Consider the following 17,449-nt stretch of genomic DNA (forward strand, 5'->3'; position numbering starts at 1 on the left):
CAGACGACAAACCGCCACCGGCAAAATCGGCTCGAACACTGTGAGCGGGAATGGATGCAAAACGGAGCTGCTCTGAGGTAGAATTCATGTCGGGCAAGGTGGCGTTTTTGTTGATAGCTGTGTTTCTAGATAACTCACATTTTATCAATCACTTACGGCATTCTTGCCCTTTTTTATGCAAAATTCAGGCTAGAGGCGGTAATCGATGATCAGCGGTGCGTGGTCGGAAAAGCGCTCATCCTTGTAGATGAACACTTCCTTGGCCTGCGCCGCGATGCCGGGCGTTGCCACGTGATAATCGATACGCCAGCCCACGTTCTTCGCGTACGCCTGGCCGCGGTTGCTCCACCAGGTGTATTGCTCGGGACGCTTGTCGATGCCGCGATGCACGTCCACGAAGCCGACTTCATCGAAAATCTTGCTCAGCCAGGCGCGCTCTTCCGGCAGGAAGCCCGAATTCTTCTTGTTGCCCTTAAAGTTTTTCAGGTCGATCTCGTGGTGGGCGATATTCCAGTCGCCGCAGATGACCACTTCGCGGCCTTCGGCGCGCAATTCGAGCAGGTGCGGCAGGAACAGTTCCATGAAGCGGAACTTGGCTTCCTGGCGTTCCGGCGAAGAAGAGCCGGACGGGCAGTAGACCGAAATGATGGTCAGGTTGCCGAAATCGGCGCGCACGTAGCGGCCTTCGGCATCGAATTCGGGGCTGCCGAAACCGATCCGCACGGTGTCTGGTGCGACCTTGCTGTAGATGCCGGTGCCCGAGTAGCCCTTTTTCTCTGCGTAATGAAAATGACCGTGATAGCCGCCCGGCGTCAGGAATTCCTCTGTCATGTCGGGCAACTGCGCCTTGAGCTCCTGGACGCAGACGAAATCGGCGGTCTGGTTCGCCATCCAGTTGAAAAAGCCCTTCTTGTGGGCGGAGCGGATCCCGTTCAGGTTCGCGGAAATAATTTTTGGCATGGTTCCAGGGGGTGAGGAGGGTGGCGTAAAATAGCGCCACTTTTCTATATGAACAAATGAGGTCGTCGTGAATAATTTGCGCCAACAGTTTATCGCGTTTTCGGTGTCGGCGGGCGTGTTGCGCTTCGGCGAGTTCACCACCAAGGCGGGCCGCCAGTCGCCGTATTTCTTCAATGCCGGCCTGTTCCATGACGGCGCCACCCTGGCCCAGCTGGCCCAGTTCTACGCCCAGACCCTGATCGACTCGGGAATCGAATTCGACATGCTGTTCGGCCCGGCCTACAAGGGCATCACCCTGGCGTCGGCCACGGCGGTGGCGCTGGCGGGCAAGGGGCACAACACCTCGTTCGCCTATAACCGCAAGGAAGCCAAGGATCACGGCGAAGGCGGCACCATTGTCGGTGCGAAACTGGCGGGCAAGGTCGTCATTATCGACGACGTGATTTCGGCGGGCACCTCGGTACGCGAATCGGTCGACATGATCCGCGCCGCCGGCGCCGAGCCGTGCGCCGTGCTGATCGCGCTCGACCGCATGGAGCGCTCGGGCGCGGATGGCGCATTGTCGCCGAGTTCGGCGGTGCAGCAGGTCAGCCAGGAGTTCAATATTCCGGTGGTGTCGATCGGCAACCTGGAGGATTTGTTCACCTACCTCAATGCCGCCGGGGCCGATCCGGAGATGGCGCAATACAAGGATGCGGTGTCGGCGTATCGGACGCGCTACGGGGTGTAAGACCCGGTTGCCATGCGTGGAAGCCGGGCAGTGTTTCAGCCCGGCTCGGTTTGCTGCCGGCGTGCCGTGAACAGGTAGCCCTGGTCGATGTTGTGCTGAAAACGGTACCTCGACGCATTCTCTTGACTTCATGGTCGGCGTCGTATTGATCGAGGAGGTCGAGCAGATCCGGATTATCGGGTGCGACCGTTGCGATACGCATGATCTTGCGTTCGGCCATGGGAAAGGTTTTGTAGAGATGGTTTACGATGAATTCGATTGCGCCTGCGATGTTGGTGCTGCGGCTGTGTTGCGCGACTTGCAGGTGAAAATGTAGCCCCGTTCGAATTCCTGATCGAAATACCAGCCTCTTTTCACTTGCCACAAGCCGTGCTCGATCTCGTACGCATCCAGAAGATCTTCCAGGTTCTCGTCATCAGTGTCGATAATGACTACTCTGGCGATCAAGACGCGTTCGGAGTCGTCACAGACAGCGTAGTATTTGTCGACGATGTACGCGATTGCGTTCGGATGTCCATCTCCATCGGACCAGGTCGACGAGACGATCAGATTCCAGGATTCGCTTGGTGACCATCGTTTCAGCAGCCCCCAAAAAGTCAGCTCGCCTTTTTTCGCAGATACCTCGCGTTCGATGATGGCCAGTTTGTTCAGTAAGCAATCCAATTTTTCGCTCATAAATTCCTCACAAGAAACGATGCGGAGGCTACCCGTGCGCGCGCTATCTCTTCACTGACGAAACCTGATGGGCGATAGCGATCCTCCGCCGACCACTCGGAAATGTTGGACCAGTATTGATCATATTTAGTTCGGACTTTTCTTTGAAGGCCGGTCAAGTCGAGCAGTGTTTCAAGGTGATGAGTGCGAAGTGATGTATATTTTTCGAATTCTTTGCGCGTGTCGGGATATCCCATCCAATCCAGGTGCACGCAAATCCTCGCTTTTAGTATCAGTTCGACAGCGTAGCCGCTGAGGTACGATGATCCGTCGAATTGTCGTGCGATAAAGAGGGCGGTGGCCTCGTGCAGACGCGTGCGGGCGAGATCTTCAAGGTCGGCGATGGTAAGCATGATGGGTGGTCGTCAGAATAGCGATCACCCAGTCTGACTGTGAAAAACGAACGCTTGTTTGCGCGCCCTCAATCGCGTTCAGCTCTGCGGTAAATCCTGCGCAACGCCGGCCGCGCCCGCCAGTGCCTGCTCGCGGCAGAGGCGGTCGACCGTTTTCAGCAACACCGGCATGCGGTGCGGCCCGTGCATGGCGGCGATATGTTCCCTGGCCTCTGCCAGCTCCAGCCCGATGCAGGTGATGAACAGCGCCTTGATGCTGTCGCCCCGCAGCAGTTTGTAGTCGTCGCCGATGCCGGCATACGAGGTTTTCGCCACGCCGATGACCTTGGCCTTGCCGTCCAGCGCGTCGTACAGATGCTTGCCCAGTCCCGCGTGGGAATGCCCGTCGAGAAACACGAAGCCGTCGATGACGATGGTCTCGGGAAGCTGCTCTAGCTCATCGAGCAGGGCGAGAATGCATGGCAGCTCGCGCTTGTAGAATTCCCCCGGAACGTACTCGCCGACGCCGGGCTGCTTCTTGCTGAACGCCGCCACTGGCGTTACGTCATCCCAGCGCGCGAACAGCAGACCGGCGGCATAGCCGCAGTCCTGGTCATATTGCACATCCACGGCAAGAATCATCTGTCTGTCATCCCGGATTGTCGTGCGCCTGGCGCCTGGCGCGGATGCGTTCGATGGACGAATCGATGGTCATGGCCGGGGAAGGGGAATGCGGGCAAGGCGCTGCCCGATGGGAACAACGCCATCCCCGCGCACTGGCGGAGATGGCGCCATGGCGCTTACGCTGCCAGTTTCTTCTTGAGCATCTCGGTCAGTTCGGCCGGGTTGGCCTTGCCTTTGGACGCCTTCATGGCCTGGCCGATCAGCGCGTTGATGGCCGCTTCCTTGCCGGCGCGGTATTGCTCGACCGATTTGGCATTGGCTGCCAGCACGTCGTCGACGATCTTTTCCAGCGCGCCGCTGTCGGACATGGTCACCAGGTCTTTTTCCTTGATGACCACGTCGGCGATGTTTTCATCGGTCGATCTGGCGTCCCACATGCCCGCGAACACTTCCTTGGCGGACTTGTTGGAAATCGTGCCGTCGGCGATGCGCTTGATCATCACGGCCAGTTGCGACGCTTCCACCGGCGAATCGGCGATGTCGACGTTTTCGCGGTTCAGGGTCGAGGCCACGTCGCCCATCAGCCAGTTGGCCACGGTCTTGGCTTGCTCTTTGCCGGTTTTGGCAACCACGGCTTCGAAGTACGAGGCCATCGCTTTCGACGAGGTCAGGAACAGGCTGTCGTATTCCGGCAGGCCGTAGTCGCTGGCAAAGCGGGCGCGCATGGCGGCCGGCAGTTCCGGCATGTCGGCCTTGACGCGTGCGATCCACTCGTCGGAAATGAGCAGCGGCGGCAAGTCCGGATCGGGGAAGTAGCGGTAATCCTGGGCGTCTTCCTTCAGGCGCATCAGGCGCGTTTCTTTCTTGTCCGGATCCCACAGGCGCGTGGCTTGCTGCACCGGGCGGCCTTCTTCGATCTCGCCGATCTGGCGCCGCACTTCATAGGCAATCGCTTCTTCCATGAAACGGAAGGAGTTCAGGTTCTTGATCTCGCAGCGCGTGCCCAGTTCCGTCGTGCCAGCCGGACGCACCGAGACGTTGACGTCGCAGCGGAACGAGCCTTCCTGCATATTGCCGTCGCATACGCCCAGCCACACGACCAGGGTGTGCAGCGCCTTGGCGTACGCCACCGCTTCGGCCGCGCTGCGCATTTCCGGCTCCGACACGATTTCCAGCAGCGGCGTGCCGGCGCGGTTGAGGTCGATGCCGGTCATGCCGGCATAGTCTTCGTGCAGCGACTTGCCGGCGTCTTCTTCCAGGTGGGCGCGCGTCAGGTTGACGGTCTTGGTCTGGAACTGGCCATCTTTTTCGAAGCCGAAGGTGATCTTGCCGCCGATGACGACCGGATCGGCGAACTGGCTGATCTGGTAACCTTTCGGCAAGTCCGGGTAAAAGTAGTTCTTGCGCGCAAACACCGATTCATGCGCGACTTTGGCGTCCACCGCCAGGCCGAAGCGGATCGCGCGTTCGACCGCGCCGCGGTTCATTACCGGCAGCACGCCCGGCAGCGCCAGGTCGACCGGGCTGGCCTGGGTGTTCGGCTCGGCGCCGAATTGAATCGCACTGCCGCTGAAAATCTTGGAGTTGGTCGTGAGCTGCACGTGGTTCTCAAGACCGATGACGACTTCCCATTGCATAGTGTTCTCTTTTCTTGTCAGGTTGCCGGTGCGCACCTTGTGCGCACCCGGCGAAAATCAGATGCCGGCCGGCGCGCGGGTGTGCCAGTCGGTCGCCAGTTGGTACTGGTGGGCAATATTGAGCAGCTTGGCTTCGGCAAAGTAATTGCCGATGATTTGCAGGCCCACCGGGCGCTTGCTGTTCTTCTCGCCCTGGCCGAAGCCGCACGGCACCGACATCCCCGGCAAACCGGCCAGGCTGGTCGACAGGGTAAAGATGTCGGCCAGGTAGTTGGCCACCGGGTCGTTGGCCTTGTCGCCCAGGTCCCAGGCGACGCTCGGCGCGACCGGCCCCATGATCACGTCGCAGGTATTGCCCAGCGCGGCCTGGAAGTCGTCCGCGATCAGGCGCCGGATCTTCTGGGCCTGCAGGTAGTAGGCGTCGTAATAGCCGTGGCACAAAACATACGTGCCGACCAGGATGCGGCGCTGCACTTCCGGGCCGAAGCCTTCGGCACGCGACTTGCGGTACATGTCTTCCAGGTCCTTGTACTCGCTGGCGCGGTGGCCGTAGCGCACGCCGTCGAAGCGCGACAGGTTGGACGACGCTTCGGCCGGGGCGATGATGTAGTAAACAGGGATCGACAGCGACGTCTTCGGCAGCGAAATGTCAACCAGGGTCGCGCCCAGTTTCACAAACTCGTCGAGCGCGGCGCGCACGGCCTGTTCCACGTCGGACGCCAGGCCTTCGCCGAAGTATTCTTTTGGCAAGCCGATGCGCAAGCCGGTGAGCGGCGCGTTCAGGTCGCGCGTGAAGTCTTCGCGCACATTGCCCTGTTCGGCCGTCAGGCTGGTGGCGTCGCGCGCGTCAAAACCGACCATTTCATTGAGCAGCATCGCGCAGTCTTCGGCCGTTTGGGCGATCGGGCCACCCTGGTCGAGCGAGGAGGCGAACGCGATCATGCCGAAGCGCGAGACGCGGCCGTAGGTCGGCTTGATGCCGGTCACGCCGCAAAACGCGGCCGGCTGGCGGATCGAGCCGCCGGTATCGGTGGCGGTGGCGGCCGGCGCCAGGCGCGCGGCAATCGCCGCGGCCGAGCCGCCCGAGGAGCCGCCCGGCACCGCCAGCGTATCCCACGGATTCTTCACGGCGCCGAAGGCCGAGTTTTCATTCGACGAACCCATCGCGAATTCGTCGCAATTGAGTTTGCCCAGGGTGACCATGCCGGCATGGTTGAATTTGTCGACCACGGTGGCGTCGAACGGGCTGACATAATTGGAGAGCATCTTCGAGCCGGCGGTCGAACGCCAGCCCTTGGTGACAAAAATATCCTTGTGCGCGATCGGAATGCCGGTCAGCGGGCCGGCATTGCCGGAGGCGAGCCGCAGATCGGCGGCTTCGGCTTGTTCGAGCGACAAGGCTTCGTCGACCTGCAGGAAGGCGTTCAGCTCGCTCGCTTTGGCGCGTTGCAGGAAGTGGGTGGTCAGCTCAAGGGCTGAGATCTGCTTCGCGTGCAGGAGCGCGGACAGCTGTTGAATGGTTTTTGTATGCATGGCGGATGCTCGGCTGACGTAATTGCTCGGTTGCCCGATTGGGCGCGTAAAAAGGGCAGGGCGACCTTATTCGATCACTTTCGGCACCAGGTACAGCCCGTCCTGGGTCTTCGGCGCCGGCGCTTGATAGGCGTCGCGCGCGTTTTCCTCGGTGACGACGTCGTCGCGCAGGCGCAGCGGCAGCTTGCCCAGGATGGCGGCGAGCGGGTGCGAGAGCGGCTCCACGCCGCGCGTGTCGACGTCCTTCATCTGCTCGGCCAGGGCGAAAATGCCGTTCAATTCCACCAGGGCAATCTCGGCGTGGGCGGCATCCATCTCGAGCTGGGCCAGTTTGGCGATACGTTCTACTTCTGAAAGTGTCAGGGACATGGAATTTGCGCGGCGCGGGCCGCGTTCAAAAGGGTGTGGACGAATAGTGAAGTTTCGATAACAGAGCGCTAAAGCCGATAAAAGCTTCCTAAAGGCCCTGATCTCACAGGGGGAATAGGCGCGCAAAACACCGGTTTTTCAGCGATTAACGCGCAAATTATAAGGTAGAATGGCGGGCTAATGCGTTGTCGGCGCTGAATAGGAGTGGCCGCAGCATGCAAACAGCCGTGCCGGTGCGGGAACACAGCGCGCGGCGGCTGACTATTTCGTAGCGTTTCTCTACTCATTTTAATGCTTACGCGCAGCCCGTTGCGCATCAGGACACTCATGTTTGGTTTTTTACGCAGCTACTTTTCCAGCGATCTGGCCATTGACCTCGGTACGGCGAACACCCTGATTTATGTACGTGGACAAGGCATCGTTCTGGACGAACCCTCCGTCGTTGCGATCCGCCAGGAAGGCGGCCCGAACGGCAAAAAGACGATCCAGGCAGTCGGCAAGCAGGCAAAACAAATGCTCGGCAAAGTGCCGGGCAATATCGAGGCGATCCGCCCGATGAAAGACGGCGTGATCGCCGACTTCACCGTCACCGAACAGATGCTCAAGCAGTTCATCCGCATGGTGCACGACTCCAAGGTATTCCGTCCTTCCCCCCGCATCATCATCTGCGTTCCCTGCGGTTCGACCCAGGTCGAGCGCCGCGCGATCCGCGAATCGGCGCTCGGCGCCGGCGCTTCCCAAGTCTACCTGATCGAAGAACCGATGGCAGCGGCCATCGGCGCCGGCCTGCCGGTCTCCGAAGCGACCGGTTCGATGGTGGTCGACATCGGCGGCGGCACCACCGAAGTGGGCATCATCTCGCTCGGCGGCATGGTCTACAAGGGGTCGGTCAGGGTCGGCGGCGACAAGTTCGACGAAGCCATCGTCAACTACATCCGCCGCAACTACGGCATGCTGATCGGCGAACAGACCGCCGAAGCGATCAAGAAGGCCATCGGTTCGGCCTTCCCCGGTTCGGAAGTGAAGGAAATGGAAGTCAAGGGCCGCAATCTGTCCGAAGGCATCCCGCGCTCGTTTACCATTTCGTCGAACGAGATCCTCGAAGCGCTGACGGACCCGCTCAATAACATCGTCTCGGCCGTCAAGAACGCGCTCGAACAGACCCCGCCGGAACTCGGTGCCGACATCGCCGAAAAAGGCATGATGCTTACCGGCGGCGGCGCGCTGCTGCGCGACCTCGATCGCCTGCTGATGGAAGAAACCGGCCTGCCGGTGCTGGTGGCCGAAGACCCGCTCACCTGCGTGGTGCGCGGCTCCGGCATGGCGCTTGAGCGGATGGACAAGTTGGGCTCGATCTTCTCGTACGAGTAAAAGCGAGCAGGCCGCGCTGCGCTCCGCGCGCGCGGCGTTGTGTCGGCTTGCACTGCCGGCGTGGCCGGCGTACCGTTCAGATCTTCGGCTTGCAATGCGTTGGGATACCAGGGACAGACCCAGTTGAACAATGCATGCAAGCCGGAGGTCTGACCCTGGTGCCGCATCACCCGGATGTTGCCGCGCCCAGCTTTCGTTCCGCTTATTGGATTTCATGGAATACAGTCCTCCGCCACTCTTCAAGCAAGGCGCCCCAGCCCGGGTCAAGGTGACGGTTTTCGCGTTTATTTCGATCGCCTTGCTGATGATCGATGCCCGCGTCCAGATGTTGTCCTCGGTGCGCCAGGTGGCCGGCACCGTGTTGTACCCCCTGCAGATGGCAGCCCTGATGCCGCGCGACGCGCTGGCCAGCATGGGTGGCTATTTCTCTTCCGTTTCCTCGCTCAAGCAGGAAGTGCGCGACCTCAAGATCGAACAGGTCGCGGTCGCCGAAAAACTCCAGCAAGCCCAGCTTCAGAGCGCCGAAAACGCGCAACTGCGCAAACTCATGGGCGCGCGCGAGCATGTGCCGGTCAAGACCATGCTCGGCGAAATCCTGTACGACGCGCGCGACAGCTCCTCGCGCAAGGTCGTGCTCGACCGTGGCAGCCAGCACGGCGCCGCGCTCGGGCAGCCGGTGATCGATAACGCCGGCGTGGTCGGCCAGATCACGCGCGTGTTCCCCTTCACCTCCGAAGTGACCTTGCTGACCGACCGCGAACAGGCCATTCCGGTGCAGGTGCTGCGCAACGGCCTGCGCAGCGTGGCTTACGGACGCGGCCAGTCCGGCACGCTCGACCTGCGCTTCGTCGCGCCCAACGCCGACATCCAGGTCGGCGACGTGCTGATCACCTCGGGCCTGGACGGCGTGTACCCGGCCGGCCTGGCCGTGGCCAAGGTCAGCAAGGTCGAAAACAGCGGCGCCGGCGCCTTTGGCGGCGTGGTGTGCCAGCCGCTGGCCGGCATCGACCGCAACCGCCACCTGCTGATCCTGACGACGCTGCCGGAAGTGCCGCAGCGCCCGGCCGAAGAGCCGCCCGTCCCGGCCAGGAAACACCTGCAAAAGATGGCGCCGATCAAAGAGGGCGCCGTGCCGATTGCCAGCGCCGTCCCCGCCGCCACCGCCACCGCCGCCGCGCCGAAAACGGCTGCGCCGCCGGCCCCCGCCGGCAAGACGGCGGCCGCGCCGGCGCGCGCGCCGGTGCCGGCCACTGCGCCGCCGCCGGCAGCACCCGCGGCACCCGCGCCCGCACCCAAGGATACGAACCGATGAATCGCCCGCATTACATCCTGCTGCCCGTCAGCCCGCTGTTCATTACGTTCAGCCTGACCTGCGCCTTCATGCTCAACCTGCTGCCCTGGGGGCACTGGATGGGCGCACCCGACTTCGTGGCGCTGGTGCTGGTCTTCTGGGGCATCCACCAGCCGCGCAAGGTCGGCATCGGCGTGGCGTTTTTCATGGGCCTGCTGATGGACGTGCACGAGGCGACCCTGCTCGGCGAAAACGCGCTGGCCTACACCTTGCTGTCCTACCTCGCCATCATGATCCACCGGCGCGTGCTGTGGTTCCCGGTGCTGACCCAGGCGCTGCACGTGTTTCCGCTGCTGCTGGCCACCCAGGCGATCCAGGTGGTGGTGCGCGTGATCGTGTCGGGCAAATTCCCCGGCTGGATGTACTTCATCGAAAGCGTGGTGGCCATCGCCCTGTGGCCCGTGATTACCTGGATGCTGCTGGCGCCCCAGCGGCGCGCCGTCGACCGCGACCACACGCGCCCGATCTGATCGTGCGGCTGCGTCATGACTGAATTAACCAATAACGACCGCGAAATCCACCTGTTTCGCCTGCGCGTGGTGGCGCTCGTCGCACTCGTCTTCATCTGTTTCGGCCTGCTGGTGGCGCGCCTGGTCTGGCTGCAGGTGGCCAGGCACGACGATTTTGCCGCGCTGGCCGAAGACAACCGCATCGCCATCGTGCCGATCGTGCCCAACCGCGGCCTGATCGTCGACCGCAAGGGCGTGGTCCTGGCGCGCAACTATTCGGCCTACACGCTCGAAATCACCCAGTCCAAGCTGCGCAACACGCTCGACTCGGTGATCGACGAGCTGTCCACCCTGATCGAGATCGAGCCCAAGGACCGCAAGCGCTTCAAGTCGCTGCTGGCCGAGTCGAAGAACTTCGAGAGCGTGCCGCTGCGCACCCGCCTGACCGACGACGAAGTGGCGCGCTTCGCCGCCCAGCGCTTCCGCTTTCCCGGAGTCGAGGTGCAGGCGCGCCTGTTCCGCCAGTATCCGCTGGGCGAAACCGCCTCGCACGTGATCGGCTACATCGGCCGCATCAACCAGAAAGAAGCCAAGGAGCTCGAAGAGCGGCCCGACAGCGCGAACTACAACGGCACCGACCACATCGGCAAGGAAGGCCTGGAAAAGAGCTACGAAGCGCAGCTGCACGGGCGCACCGGCTACCAGAAGATCATCCGCACCGCCAGCGGGCGCGCGGTCAGCATCCTGTCGCGCACGGAAGCGACCGCCGGCAGCAACCTGATCCTGTCGATCGACATCGAACTGCAAAAGATCATCGAAGAAGCCTTCGGCGAGTACCGCGGCGCGCTGGTCGCCATCGAACCCGAGACCGGCGACATCCTGGCCTATGTGTCGCGCCCCGGCTTCGATCCGAACCTGTTCGTCGACGGCATCGACTCCCAGAGCTGGAACGAACTCAATACCTCGCTCGACCGCCCGCTGATGAACCGTCCGCTGCAAGGCACCTATCCGCCCGGTTCGACCTTCAAGCCCTTCATGGCGCTGGCCGCGCTGGAACTGGGCAAGCGCACCCAGGGCCACACGATCTCGGACGCCGGTTACTTTACCCTGGGCGGACACACCTGGAGGGACGACAAGGTGGGCGGGCACGGCATGGTCAGCCTGACCGATTCGATCATCGTCTCGTGCAATACCTACTACTACCAGCTCGGCAACGACCTTGGCATCGACGCCATCCACGACTTCATGAAACCGTTCGGCTTCGGCCAGAAGACCGGGATCGACCTGGAAAACGAAAAGGTCGGGGTGCTGCCGTCGAAAGACTGGAAGCGCAACCGCTTCTCCAAAAACAAGCCGATGCAGACCTGGGTCGGCGGCGACACCGTCAACATCGCCATCGGGCAGGGCTTCAACAGCTACACCATGCTGCAGCTGTCGCACGCGGTGGCCACCCTGGCCAACAACGGCGTGGTGATGAAGCCGCACCTGGTCAAGATCGTCGAAGACAGCACCACGCGCGCGCGCACCCTGACGGTGCCGAAGGAAAGCGCGCGCATCCCGCTGCGCCAGGAGAACATCGACTTCATCAAGCGCGCCATGGTCGGGGTCTCCGAGCGCGGCACCGGCAAGACCGTGTTCGCCAACGCCGGCTACGTCTCGGCCGGCAAGACCGGCACCTCGCAGGCGGTGGGCCTGCGCCGCGGCGAAAAGTACAACGCCAAGAACGTCAACGAACGCCTGCGCGACAATTCGCTGTACATCACCTTCGCACCGGCCGACAAGCCGCGCATCGCGGTCGCGCTGATCGTCGAAAACGCCGGTTTCGGCGCCGCTGTGGCGGCCCCGATCGCGCGCAAGGCGCTCGACTACTACCTGCTGGGCAAGCGCCCGGCCGGCAAGGACGGCGCCAAGGTGCCCAAGGAAGACGTGGAACTGCTGCCGCTGGAAGAACTCAAGACCGATACCGCCACCGACATGCCATACAAGCCGGGCGCCGAAACGCCGGCGCCGAAGGAGTAACGATGCGCATCAACGAACGGCGCTCGCTGTGGCGGCGCGCCAAGCCCTACCTGCTGGTGTTCGACGCGCCGCTGGCGATGATCATCTTCCTGCTGCTCGGCACCAGCCTGATCACCATGTACTCGGCCGGGGCCGACTTCCCCGGCCGCGTCGAAGGCCAGTTGCGCAACATGATGATCGCCTTCGTGGTCATGTGGCTGGCGGCCCAGGTGCCGCCGCAGACCTTGATGCGCCTGGCCGTGCCGATCTACACGGTCGGCGTGGCCCTGCTGATCGCGGTCTTCATGTTTGGCATCATCAAGAAGGGCGCGCGCCGCTGGCTGCACATCGGCTTCGACATCCAGCCCTCCGAGATCATGAAAATCGCCATGCCGCTGATGCTGGCCTGGTACTTCCACCAGAAAGCGGGACTGGTGCGCTGGCACTCCTTCATTATCGCCACCGTGCTGCTGGCCGTGCCGGTCGGCCTGATCCAGCTGCAGCCCGACCTGGGCACCTCGCTGCTGGTGCTGGCGTCGGGCTTTTACGTGATCTTCCTGGCCGGCCTGTCGTGGAAGGCGCTCGTTGGCCTGTTCGTGGCCGGCGCCGCCAGCCTGCCGGTGGCCTGGTCGCTGATGCACGACTACCAGCGCGAACGGGTGATCACCCTGATCGATCCGTACGCCGACCCGCTGGGCAAGGGCTTCCACATCATCCAGTCGACCATCGCGATCGGCTCGGGCGGGGTCGGCGGCAAGGGCTGGATGAAGGGCACCCAGACGCACCTCGAATTCATCCCCGAGCGCACCACCGACTTCATCTTTTCGGTGTTTGCCGAGGAGTTCGGGCTGATTGGTTTCCTCGGCCTGCTGCTCCTGTATCTGCTGCTGATCGGGCGCGGCCTGATGATCGCGGCCAATGCACCGACCTTGTTTTCGCGTTTGCTGGCCGGCGCCATCACGATGATCTTCTTTACGTACGCCTTTGTGAACATGGGCATGGTCAGCGGCATCCTGCCGGTGGTGGGCGTGCCGCTGCCGTTCATGAGCTATGGCGGGACCGCTTTTGTGACCCTCGGACTCGGGGCAGGTATACTGATGAGTATCCAGCGGCATCGCAAGCTGGTGCAAACCTGACCACGGAGCCACGATGGCGGTATCAAAAACGCTACCCACTTCCATTGCGCTCTGCGCACTGGCCTTCTTTCTCACCGCCTGCGGCACCGATTCGGAAGGGCACCGGCGCATCTTGCCGTTCCCGTCGCCGGGCGCCAAGCCGGCCAAGCATGGCGAGCTGCCGACCCTGCCGCGCGCCGGTTCCGGGCGCGGCGGCTACTACCAGGACGATGGGCCGGGCGACAATCCGCCGCCCAACCTGCTCGACGTGCCCGACGCCGTGGTCAAGGCCGAGCCGTTGGCGCGCTACGCCAACCGGCCCTATGTCGTGTTCGGCAAGACCTACACCCCGATGCTGCACGAGCAGCCGTTCCGCCAGCGCGGCGTGGCCACCTGGTACGGCAAGAAATTCCATGGCCAGAAAACCTCGTCGGGGGAGCTGTATGACATGTACAAGATGACGGCTGCCCATCCGACCCTGCCGATTCCCTCGTACGCGCGCATTACCAGCCTCGATAGCGGCAAGCAGGTGGTGGTGCGCATCAACGACCGTGGCCCGTTTCATTCGAGCCGCGTGATCGACGTGTCGTACACGGCTGCACTCAAGCTTGGCTTGCTCGGCAAGGGCAGCCATACGGTGGAAGTGGAGCGGCTGCTGCCCAACGCGCAGGAGCGCATCGCCACCATCCGCCGCCTGGCGCCCGAGCCGGACGGGGAAGTGAGCACGATGGCGGTGGACGTGCCGCCGCCTGGCGAAAGCAGCGCGCTGACCCTGACCGCGCCCGCGCCAGTTGTGGCCCAGACCCCGGCGCCGCAGCAGGGTGGATTCTATCTTCAGCTGGGGGCCTTCAGCCGCGCCGACAAGGCGGCCGACGTGCGTGCGCGGATCGCGGCCACGGGCGGCGCGCTGTCCGGTGTCGAAGTGGTGCAGGGCGGTGCGCTGCACCGCCTGTTCAGCGGTCCGTTCCCGAGCCGGGACGACGCCATGCAGGCGCTGCGCGAGTTGCCGTCGACCCTGCGCCTCAAACCGATCGTCGTACAGCGCTGATCATATATCGATCGTTTCCGCTCAACGTAAACCGTCATTCCCGCCAAGGGGGCCGCCGAGGCCGGGAATGACGGTGTTGAATGTGCTGGAAAAAACTGGCTGCGTGACCCCGATCAGGGCAAGTACGCGAATTATCTACAGCTGCGCGCCGGGTGGTCCGGAAACTTGGCCACGACCGCATCGACCTTGGCCTTGGCGGCCGGTTCGAGCGCGCGGAAGCGATACGCCATTTTGGTCGCCTGGCTGGTGCGTCCGGCCACCTTGGCGCCGGCCACGCCCTGCTTGGTCAAGGTTGCCAGCAAGGTCTGGGCCGATGTCTCCGACTTGAACACCCCGAGTGAAATCGCGTACTTCATCGGGCTGTTGTCGTTGATGATGAAGTAACTGGTGATGCCCAATTCCTTCAGCTCGGCCGCCTTGCGGTCGGCCGCTTCCTTGCTGCCCGGCGAAGGAATGAACACGATATGGCTGGTCACCTCCGGCACGGCGACGTTCTCGCGCGTCTGGCGCTGGCCCAGCGCCAGCGGCGCCAGCATCGCTTCGAAGCGGCGCGCTTCCTGCGGCGAAAAATTGCCGACCAGGGTGCAGGCGATCAGCTCCGGCTTCGGTTCCGGCTTGGGCGCGGGCGCTGCCGGCTCGACCGGCACTGGCGCAGGCGCTGTCGGTTTGGCCATCACCAGCACGGGTGTCGGCGGCGGCGCCACCGGTTCGGCGTCCGCGGCCGATTCGGGTTCCGGCGGCGCGACGGGGCGGGCGGCGACCAGCTTGATGTTCTCGGTGCCGAGCTGGTTGCGCATGCGGCCCGGCTCGCGCTCGTTCTCCCTGAAATTGCCGAGCATGCCCTGGCCGTACGCGAACAGCACGGCGTTGATGGCAAGGAGGGTCCAAAATATGAATTTCAACACGGGCTATCCTGGAATGGCGAAGACGTGACGGTGGAATGAAGGCCGATCAGGACGATATTATCGACGATCCGGTGGCCGATCGAAAGGCGCAGCACGGGAGCGATGTACTGCGCCGCGCCGCCCGAGACGATGCAGGCGCTCGCGCCATGCAGCGCACAGGCGCGTTCGATGGCGCCCGCCTGCGCCGACAGGCAGCCGGACAGGATGGCGTCGGCGGTATTGTCGGCAAAGCCGGCCGGCAGCGCGGCGCCGGGCGCCACCTCGGGCAGTTGCGCGGTATTGCGCGCCAGCGAGCTGGCCATCAGCCCCAGGCCGGGCAGGATCATCCCACCCAAGAACACGCCGTCGGCGCTGACCGCGTCGATGGTGGTGGCGGTGCCGCAGGTGGCCACGATGACGGCCTGGCCGGGCGCCAGCGCGCGCGCGCCGAGCGCCGCGGCGAAGCGGTCGCACCCGAGCTGGGACGGATTGCGGTACGCGTTGCGCAGGCCGGCCAGCTGCGCCTTCGAGGCAAACCAGGTAACGTCGGTGGTGGGCATCATCAGCCGCAGCTGGTCGTGCAGCTTGCTGCCGGCCACGTTCGACACCAGCGCGCGCGTGATGCCCTGCCGCGGCCAGGCGGCCGGCAGGTGATTGAGATCGGCGTGAGTGACGGCGCCGCTGGCGAGCCACGTGCCGGGCGCGGCGCCTTCTTCGGCCAGCGCCCACTTGATGCGCGTATTGCCGGCGTCGATCAAGAGCAGCATGTCAGGCCTCCCGCAGCGACACGTCGCCGGCCACGATGGCGACCCGGCCGGCGGCCGTGTCGAGCAGCAGGCGCGCGCCGTCGTCGACGCCGGCGGCCACGCCTTCGTGCAGGGTCACGCCGCGGTCGATGATCACCACCGGCACGCCCTGGTAGGCATGCAGGCGGTTCCAGCGCGCGCAAAAGGGCGCAAAGCCGCCCTGCGCGAACTGGTCCAGGTTGTCCGCCAGCGCCACCAGGAGCTGCGCCATCAGCGCATTGCGGTCCATCTGCGCCAGCCACGGGGCGGCGGCCACGCTGCGGCCGATGCGCTGTTCGATTTCATCGGGCACGAGCAGATTGAGGCCGATGCCGATCACCGCCCATACGCCGCCGCTTGGGGCGGCCTGGGTTTCGATCAGCACGCCGGCCAGCTTGGCGCCGTCGCGCAGCACGTCGTTGGGCCACTTGAGCTGGACCGGCACAGCGAGCGCGCCGAGGGCGTCGGCCAGCGCCACCCCGACCGCCAGCGGCAGGCCGGCCAGCTCGCGCAGCGGCCCGGCGAAATGCCAGGCCAGCGAAAACGTCAGCGCCGTGCCGGGCGCGGACAGCCAGCTGCGGCCGGCGCGTCCGCGTCCGGCCGTCTGGTGCAGGGCCACGCGCAGCAGCGGGCGGCGCAGGCCGGCGGCGCGTGCCAGCAGGTCGGCGTTGGTCGATCCGGTTTCGGTAACGACTTCGATGTCGACCGTCGCCGCGCCGAAGTGGCGCGCGATCGCGCCGGCATCCATGGCGAAGGTCTCGTTCATGGCGTCGCCTCGCGCGCCTTGTGCGGTGCGTTGACGAAGAGCAGGTCGTAGACCACGTCGGGCAGCAGCCGCAGCAGCTTGGCCACCACGCCCATCTGCCACGGGATGACGCGGTAAGTGGTGCCGGCGGCGATGGTCCTGGCGGCCCTGGCGGCGAAGCGCGCGGGCGTCATCAGGAACGGCATCGGATAGGAATTATGTTTGGTCATGGGCGTGTCGATGTAGCCCGGCGCGATGGTCACCACGCGAATGCCGTGCGGCTTGAGTTCGAGCCGCAGCGACTCGCAGTACACGCGCACCGCCGCCTTGGACGCGCTGTAGGCGCCGGCGCCGGGCAGGCCGCGCACGCCGGCCACGCTGCCGATGCCGACCAGGCGGCACGGCGTGTCCTGCGCTTTCATGGTGGCGACGAAGGGCGCGAAGGTGGCCACGGTGGCGCCGACGTTGGTGGCGATGATGGCGTCGAACACCGCCATGTCTTCGCTGTATTCGGTCAGGGTGCCGACCGAAATGCCGGCGCAGGCGATGACGATATCGGCCCCGCCGCAGCGGGCGATGAAGTCGGCCGCCGCGGCGCCGAGCGCGGCGCGGTCGGTCACGTCCAGCACGTACACGGGGTGGCGTTCGGGGTTCGGCAATTGCGCGCGCAGGGCATCGAGCGCGTCGCGGCGGCGCGCCACCAGGCCGACCGTGGCGCCGCGCGCGGCGTATTCGCGCGCCAGGGCGGCACCGAGTCCGCTCGACGCGCCGGTGATGAACACGCGGTTCATGGGGCGCGTCCAG

The 17,449-nt window shown here is 64.1% G+C and carries 18 protein-coding genes; 7 read left to right on the top strand and 11 right to left on the bottom strand.

What is annotated here, in order from left to right; translation table 11 throughout:
* Window positions 1-189: 189 nt before the first annotated feature.
* Entirely contained in the window at window positions 190-960 is a 771-nt protein-coding gene (locus tag F2P45_RS02420; protein WP_166870206.1) for an exodeoxyribonuclease III, read from the bottom strand.
* 67 nt (window positions 961-1,027) lie between these two features.
* Between F2P45_RS02420 and pyrE the strand changes: the two genes are divergently transcribed.
* Window positions 1,028-1,690, top strand: coding sequence for an orotate phosphoribosyltransferase (gene pyrE, locus F2P45_RS02425; protein ID WP_166870208.1), 663 nt, complete (start codon window positions 1,028-1,030; stop codon window positions 1,688-1,690).
* Between the two features lie 243 nt (window positions 1,691-1,933).
* On the opposite strand, the gene F2P45_RS02430 is transcribed toward pyrE, so the two are convergent.
* The 6 genes from F2P45_RS02430 to gatC form a co-directional block, all read right to left on the bottom strand.
* Window positions 1,934-2,365 carry a hypothetical protein gene (locus F2P45_RS02430; RefSeq protein WP_166870210.1) on the bottom strand — a complete coding sequence of 144 codons (432 nt, stop codon included), beginning with the start codon at window positions 2,363-2,365 and terminating at the stop codon, window positions 1,934-1,936.
* Window positions 2,362-2,757, bottom strand: coding sequence for a hypothetical protein (locus F2P45_RS02435; protein ID WP_166870212.1), 396 nt, complete (start codon window positions 2,755-2,757; stop codon window positions 2,362-2,364). Before F2P45_RS02435 ends, F2P45_RS02430 begins: the two co-directional genes overlap by 4 nt.
* A gap of 78 nt (window positions 2,758-2,835) precedes the next feature.
* Window positions 2,836-3,378 (bottom strand): endonuclease V, encoded by a 543-nt coding sequence (locus tag F2P45_RS02440; RefSeq protein ID WP_166870214.1) that lies wholly within the window; start codon window positions 3,376-3,378, stop codon window positions 2,836-2,838.
* Between the two features lie 158 nt (window positions 3,379-3,536).
* Window positions 3,537-4,997 carry an Asp-tRNA(Asn)/Glu-tRNA(Gln) amidotransferase subunit GatB gene (gene gatB / locus F2P45_RS02445; protein WP_166870216.1) on the bottom strand — a complete coding sequence of 487 codons (1,461 nt, stop codon included), beginning with the start codon at window positions 4,995-4,997 and terminating at the stop codon, window positions 3,537-3,539.
* Window positions 4,998-5,054: 57 nt separating this feature from the next.
* The gene (gene gatA, locus F2P45_RS02450; RefSeq protein ID WP_166870218.1) at window positions 5,055-6,530 is read right to left on the bottom strand and encodes an Asp-tRNA(Asn)/Glu-tRNA(Gln) amidotransferase subunit GatA; all 1,476 of its coding nucleotides are present in this window, start codon (window positions 6,528-6,530) and stop codon (window positions 5,055-5,057) included.
* Window positions 6,531-6,596: 66 nt separating this feature from the next.
* A complete protein-coding gene (gene gatC / locus F2P45_RS02455) occupies window positions 6,597-6,899 on the bottom strand; it encodes an Asp-tRNA(Asn)/Glu-tRNA(Gln) amidotransferase subunit GatC (protein WP_166870220.1) in 303 nt (100 codons plus the stop codon).
* A 327-nt stretch (window positions 6,900-7,226) separates the two neighbouring features.
* Here gatC and F2P45_RS02460 point away from each other — a divergent pair, with 327 nt between their 5' ends.
* From F2P45_RS02460 to F2P45_RS02485, 6 genes are all read left to right on the top strand, one after another.
* Window positions 7,227-8,270, top strand: a complete 1,044-nt coding sequence (locus tag F2P45_RS02460) for a rod shape-determining protein (RefSeq protein ID WP_126077727.1) — start codon at window positions 7,227-7,229, stop codon at window positions 8,268-8,270.
* Window positions 8,271-8,484: 214 nt separating this feature from the next.
* Window positions 8,485-9,582 (top strand): rod shape-determining protein MreC, encoded by a 1,098-nt coding sequence (gene mreC, locus F2P45_RS02465; RefSeq protein WP_166870222.1) that lies wholly within the window; start codon window positions 8,485-8,487, stop codon window positions 9,580-9,582.
* On the top strand, window positions 9,579-10,091 hold the full coding sequence (gene mreD, locus F2P45_RS02470; RefSeq protein WP_166870224.1) for a rod shape-determining protein MreD: 513 nt from the start codon (window positions 9,579-9,581) through the stop codon (window positions 10,089-10,091). Before mreC ends, mreD begins: the two co-directional genes overlap by 4 nt.
* A gap of 15 nt (window positions 10,092-10,106) precedes the next feature.
* Window positions 10,107-12,089: a penicillin-binding protein 2 gene (mrdA, locus tag F2P45_RS02475; protein ID WP_166870226.1), complete on the top strand. Its 1,983-nt coding sequence runs from the start codon at window positions 10,107-10,109 to the stop codon at window positions 12,087-12,089.
* Between the two features lie 2 nt (window positions 12,090-12,091).
* Complete coding sequence (gene rodA, locus F2P45_RS02480) at window positions 12,092-13,204, top strand: rod shape-determining protein RodA (protein WP_166870228.1); 1,113 nt, start codon at window positions 12,092-12,094, stop codon at window positions 13,202-13,204.
* 13 nt (window positions 13,205-13,217) lie between these two features.
* Entirely contained in the window at window positions 13,218-14,231 is a 1,014-nt protein-coding gene (locus F2P45_RS02485; RefSeq protein ID WP_166870230.1) for a septal ring lytic transglycosylase RlpA family protein, read from the top strand.
* A gap of 131 nt (window positions 14,232-14,362) precedes the next feature.
* On the opposite strand, the gene F2P45_RS02490 is transcribed toward F2P45_RS02485, so the two are convergent.
* From F2P45_RS02490 to F2P45_RS02505, 4 genes are read right to left on the bottom strand one after another with little or no spacing between them, the layout of a single operon-like run.
* Complete coding sequence (locus F2P45_RS02490) at window positions 14,363-15,136, bottom strand: SPOR domain-containing protein (RefSeq protein WP_166870232.1); 774 nt, start codon at window positions 15,134-15,136, stop codon at window positions 14,363-14,365.
* Window positions 15,130-15,882, bottom strand: coding sequence for a type III pantothenate kinase (locus tag F2P45_RS02495; RefSeq protein ID WP_166870234.1), 753 nt, complete (start codon window positions 15,880-15,882; stop codon window positions 15,130-15,132). Before F2P45_RS02495 ends, F2P45_RS02490 begins: the two co-directional genes overlap by 7 nt.
* 1 nt (window position 15,883) lies before the next feature.
* Window positions 15,884-16,666 (bottom strand): biotin--[acetyl-CoA-carboxylase] ligase, encoded by a 783-nt coding sequence (locus tag F2P45_RS02500; protein WP_229504893.1) that lies wholly within the window; start codon window positions 16,664-16,666, stop codon window positions 15,884-15,886.
* The gene (locus F2P45_RS02505; RefSeq protein WP_166870236.1) at window positions 16,663-17,436 is read right to left on the bottom strand and encodes an SDR family oxidoreductase; all 774 of its coding nucleotides are present in this window, start codon (window positions 17,434-17,436) and stop codon (window positions 16,663-16,665) included. The genes F2P45_RS02500 and F2P45_RS02505 overlap by 4 nt, the downstream gene beginning before the upstream one ends.
* Window positions 17,437-17,449: the final 13 nt, after the last annotated feature.

It is taken from the genome of Massilia mucilaginosa (genome assembly GCF_011682145.1).
Lineage (GTDB): Bacteria > Pseudomonadota > Gammaproteobacteria > Burkholderiales > Burkholderiaceae_D > Telluria_A > Telluria_A mucilaginosa.

Bases quoted from the DNA above. Each gene is read 5' to 3' on its own strand.
- F2P45_RS02420 (WP_166870206.1), bottom strand. From the start codon at position 960: ATGCCAAAAATTATTTCCGCGAACCTGAACGGGATCCGCTCCGCCCAC.
- F2P45_RS02430 (WP_166870210.1), bottom strand. From the start codon at position 2,365: ATGAGCGAAAAATTGGATTGCTTACTGAACAAACTGGCCATCATCGAA.
- F2P45_RS02435 (WP_166870212.1), bottom strand. From the start codon at position 2,757: ATGCTTACCATCGCCGACCTTGAAGATCTCGCCCGCACGCGTCTGCAC.
- F2P45_RS02440 (WP_166870214.1), bottom strand. From the start codon at position 3,378: ATGATTCTTGCCGTGGATGTGCAATATGACCAGGACTGCGGCTATGCC.
- gatB (WP_166870216.1), bottom strand. From the start codon at position 4,997: ATGCAATGGGAAGTCGTCATCGGTCTTGAGAACCACGTGCAGCTCACG.
- gatA (WP_166870218.1), bottom strand. From the start codon at position 6,530: ATGCATACAAAAACCATTCAACAGCTGTCCGCGCTCCTGCACGCGAAG.
- gatC (WP_166870220.1), bottom strand. From the start codon at position 6,899: ATGTCCCTGACACTTTCAGAAGTAGAACGTATCGCCAAACTGGCCCAG.
- F2P45_RS02460 (WP_126077727.1), top strand. From the start codon at position 7,227: ATGTTTGGTTTTTTACGCAGCTACTTTTCCAGCGATCTGGCCATTGAC.
- mreC (WP_166870222.1), top strand. From the start codon at position 8,485: ATGGAATACAGTCCTCCGCCACTCTTCAAGCAAGGCGCCCCAGCCCGG.
- mreD (WP_166870224.1), top strand. From the start codon at position 9,579: ATGAATCGCCCGCATTACATCCTGCTGCCCGTCAGCCCGCTGTTCATT.
- mrdA (WP_166870226.1), top strand. From the start codon at position 10,107: ATGACTGAATTAACCAATAACGACCGCGAAATCCACCTGTTTCGCCTG.
- rodA (WP_166870228.1), top strand. From the start codon at position 12,092: ATGCGCATCAACGAACGGCGCTCGCTGTGGCGGCGCGCCAAGCCCTAC.
- F2P45_RS02485 (WP_166870230.1), top strand. From the start codon at position 13,218: ATGGCGGTATCAAAAACGCTACCCACTTCCATTGCGCTCTGCGCACTG.
- F2P45_RS02495 (WP_166870234.1), bottom strand. From the start codon at position 15,882: ATGCTGCTCTTGATCGACGCCGGCAATACGCGCATCAAGTGGGCGCTG.
- F2P45_RS02500 (WP_229504893.1), bottom strand. From the start codon at position 16,666: ATGAACGAGACCTTCGCCATGGATGCCGGCGCGATCGCGCGCCACTTC.
- F2P45_RS02505 (WP_166870236.1), bottom strand. From the start codon at position 17,436: ATGAACCGCGTGTTCATCACCGGCGCGTCGAGCGGACTCGGTGCCGCC.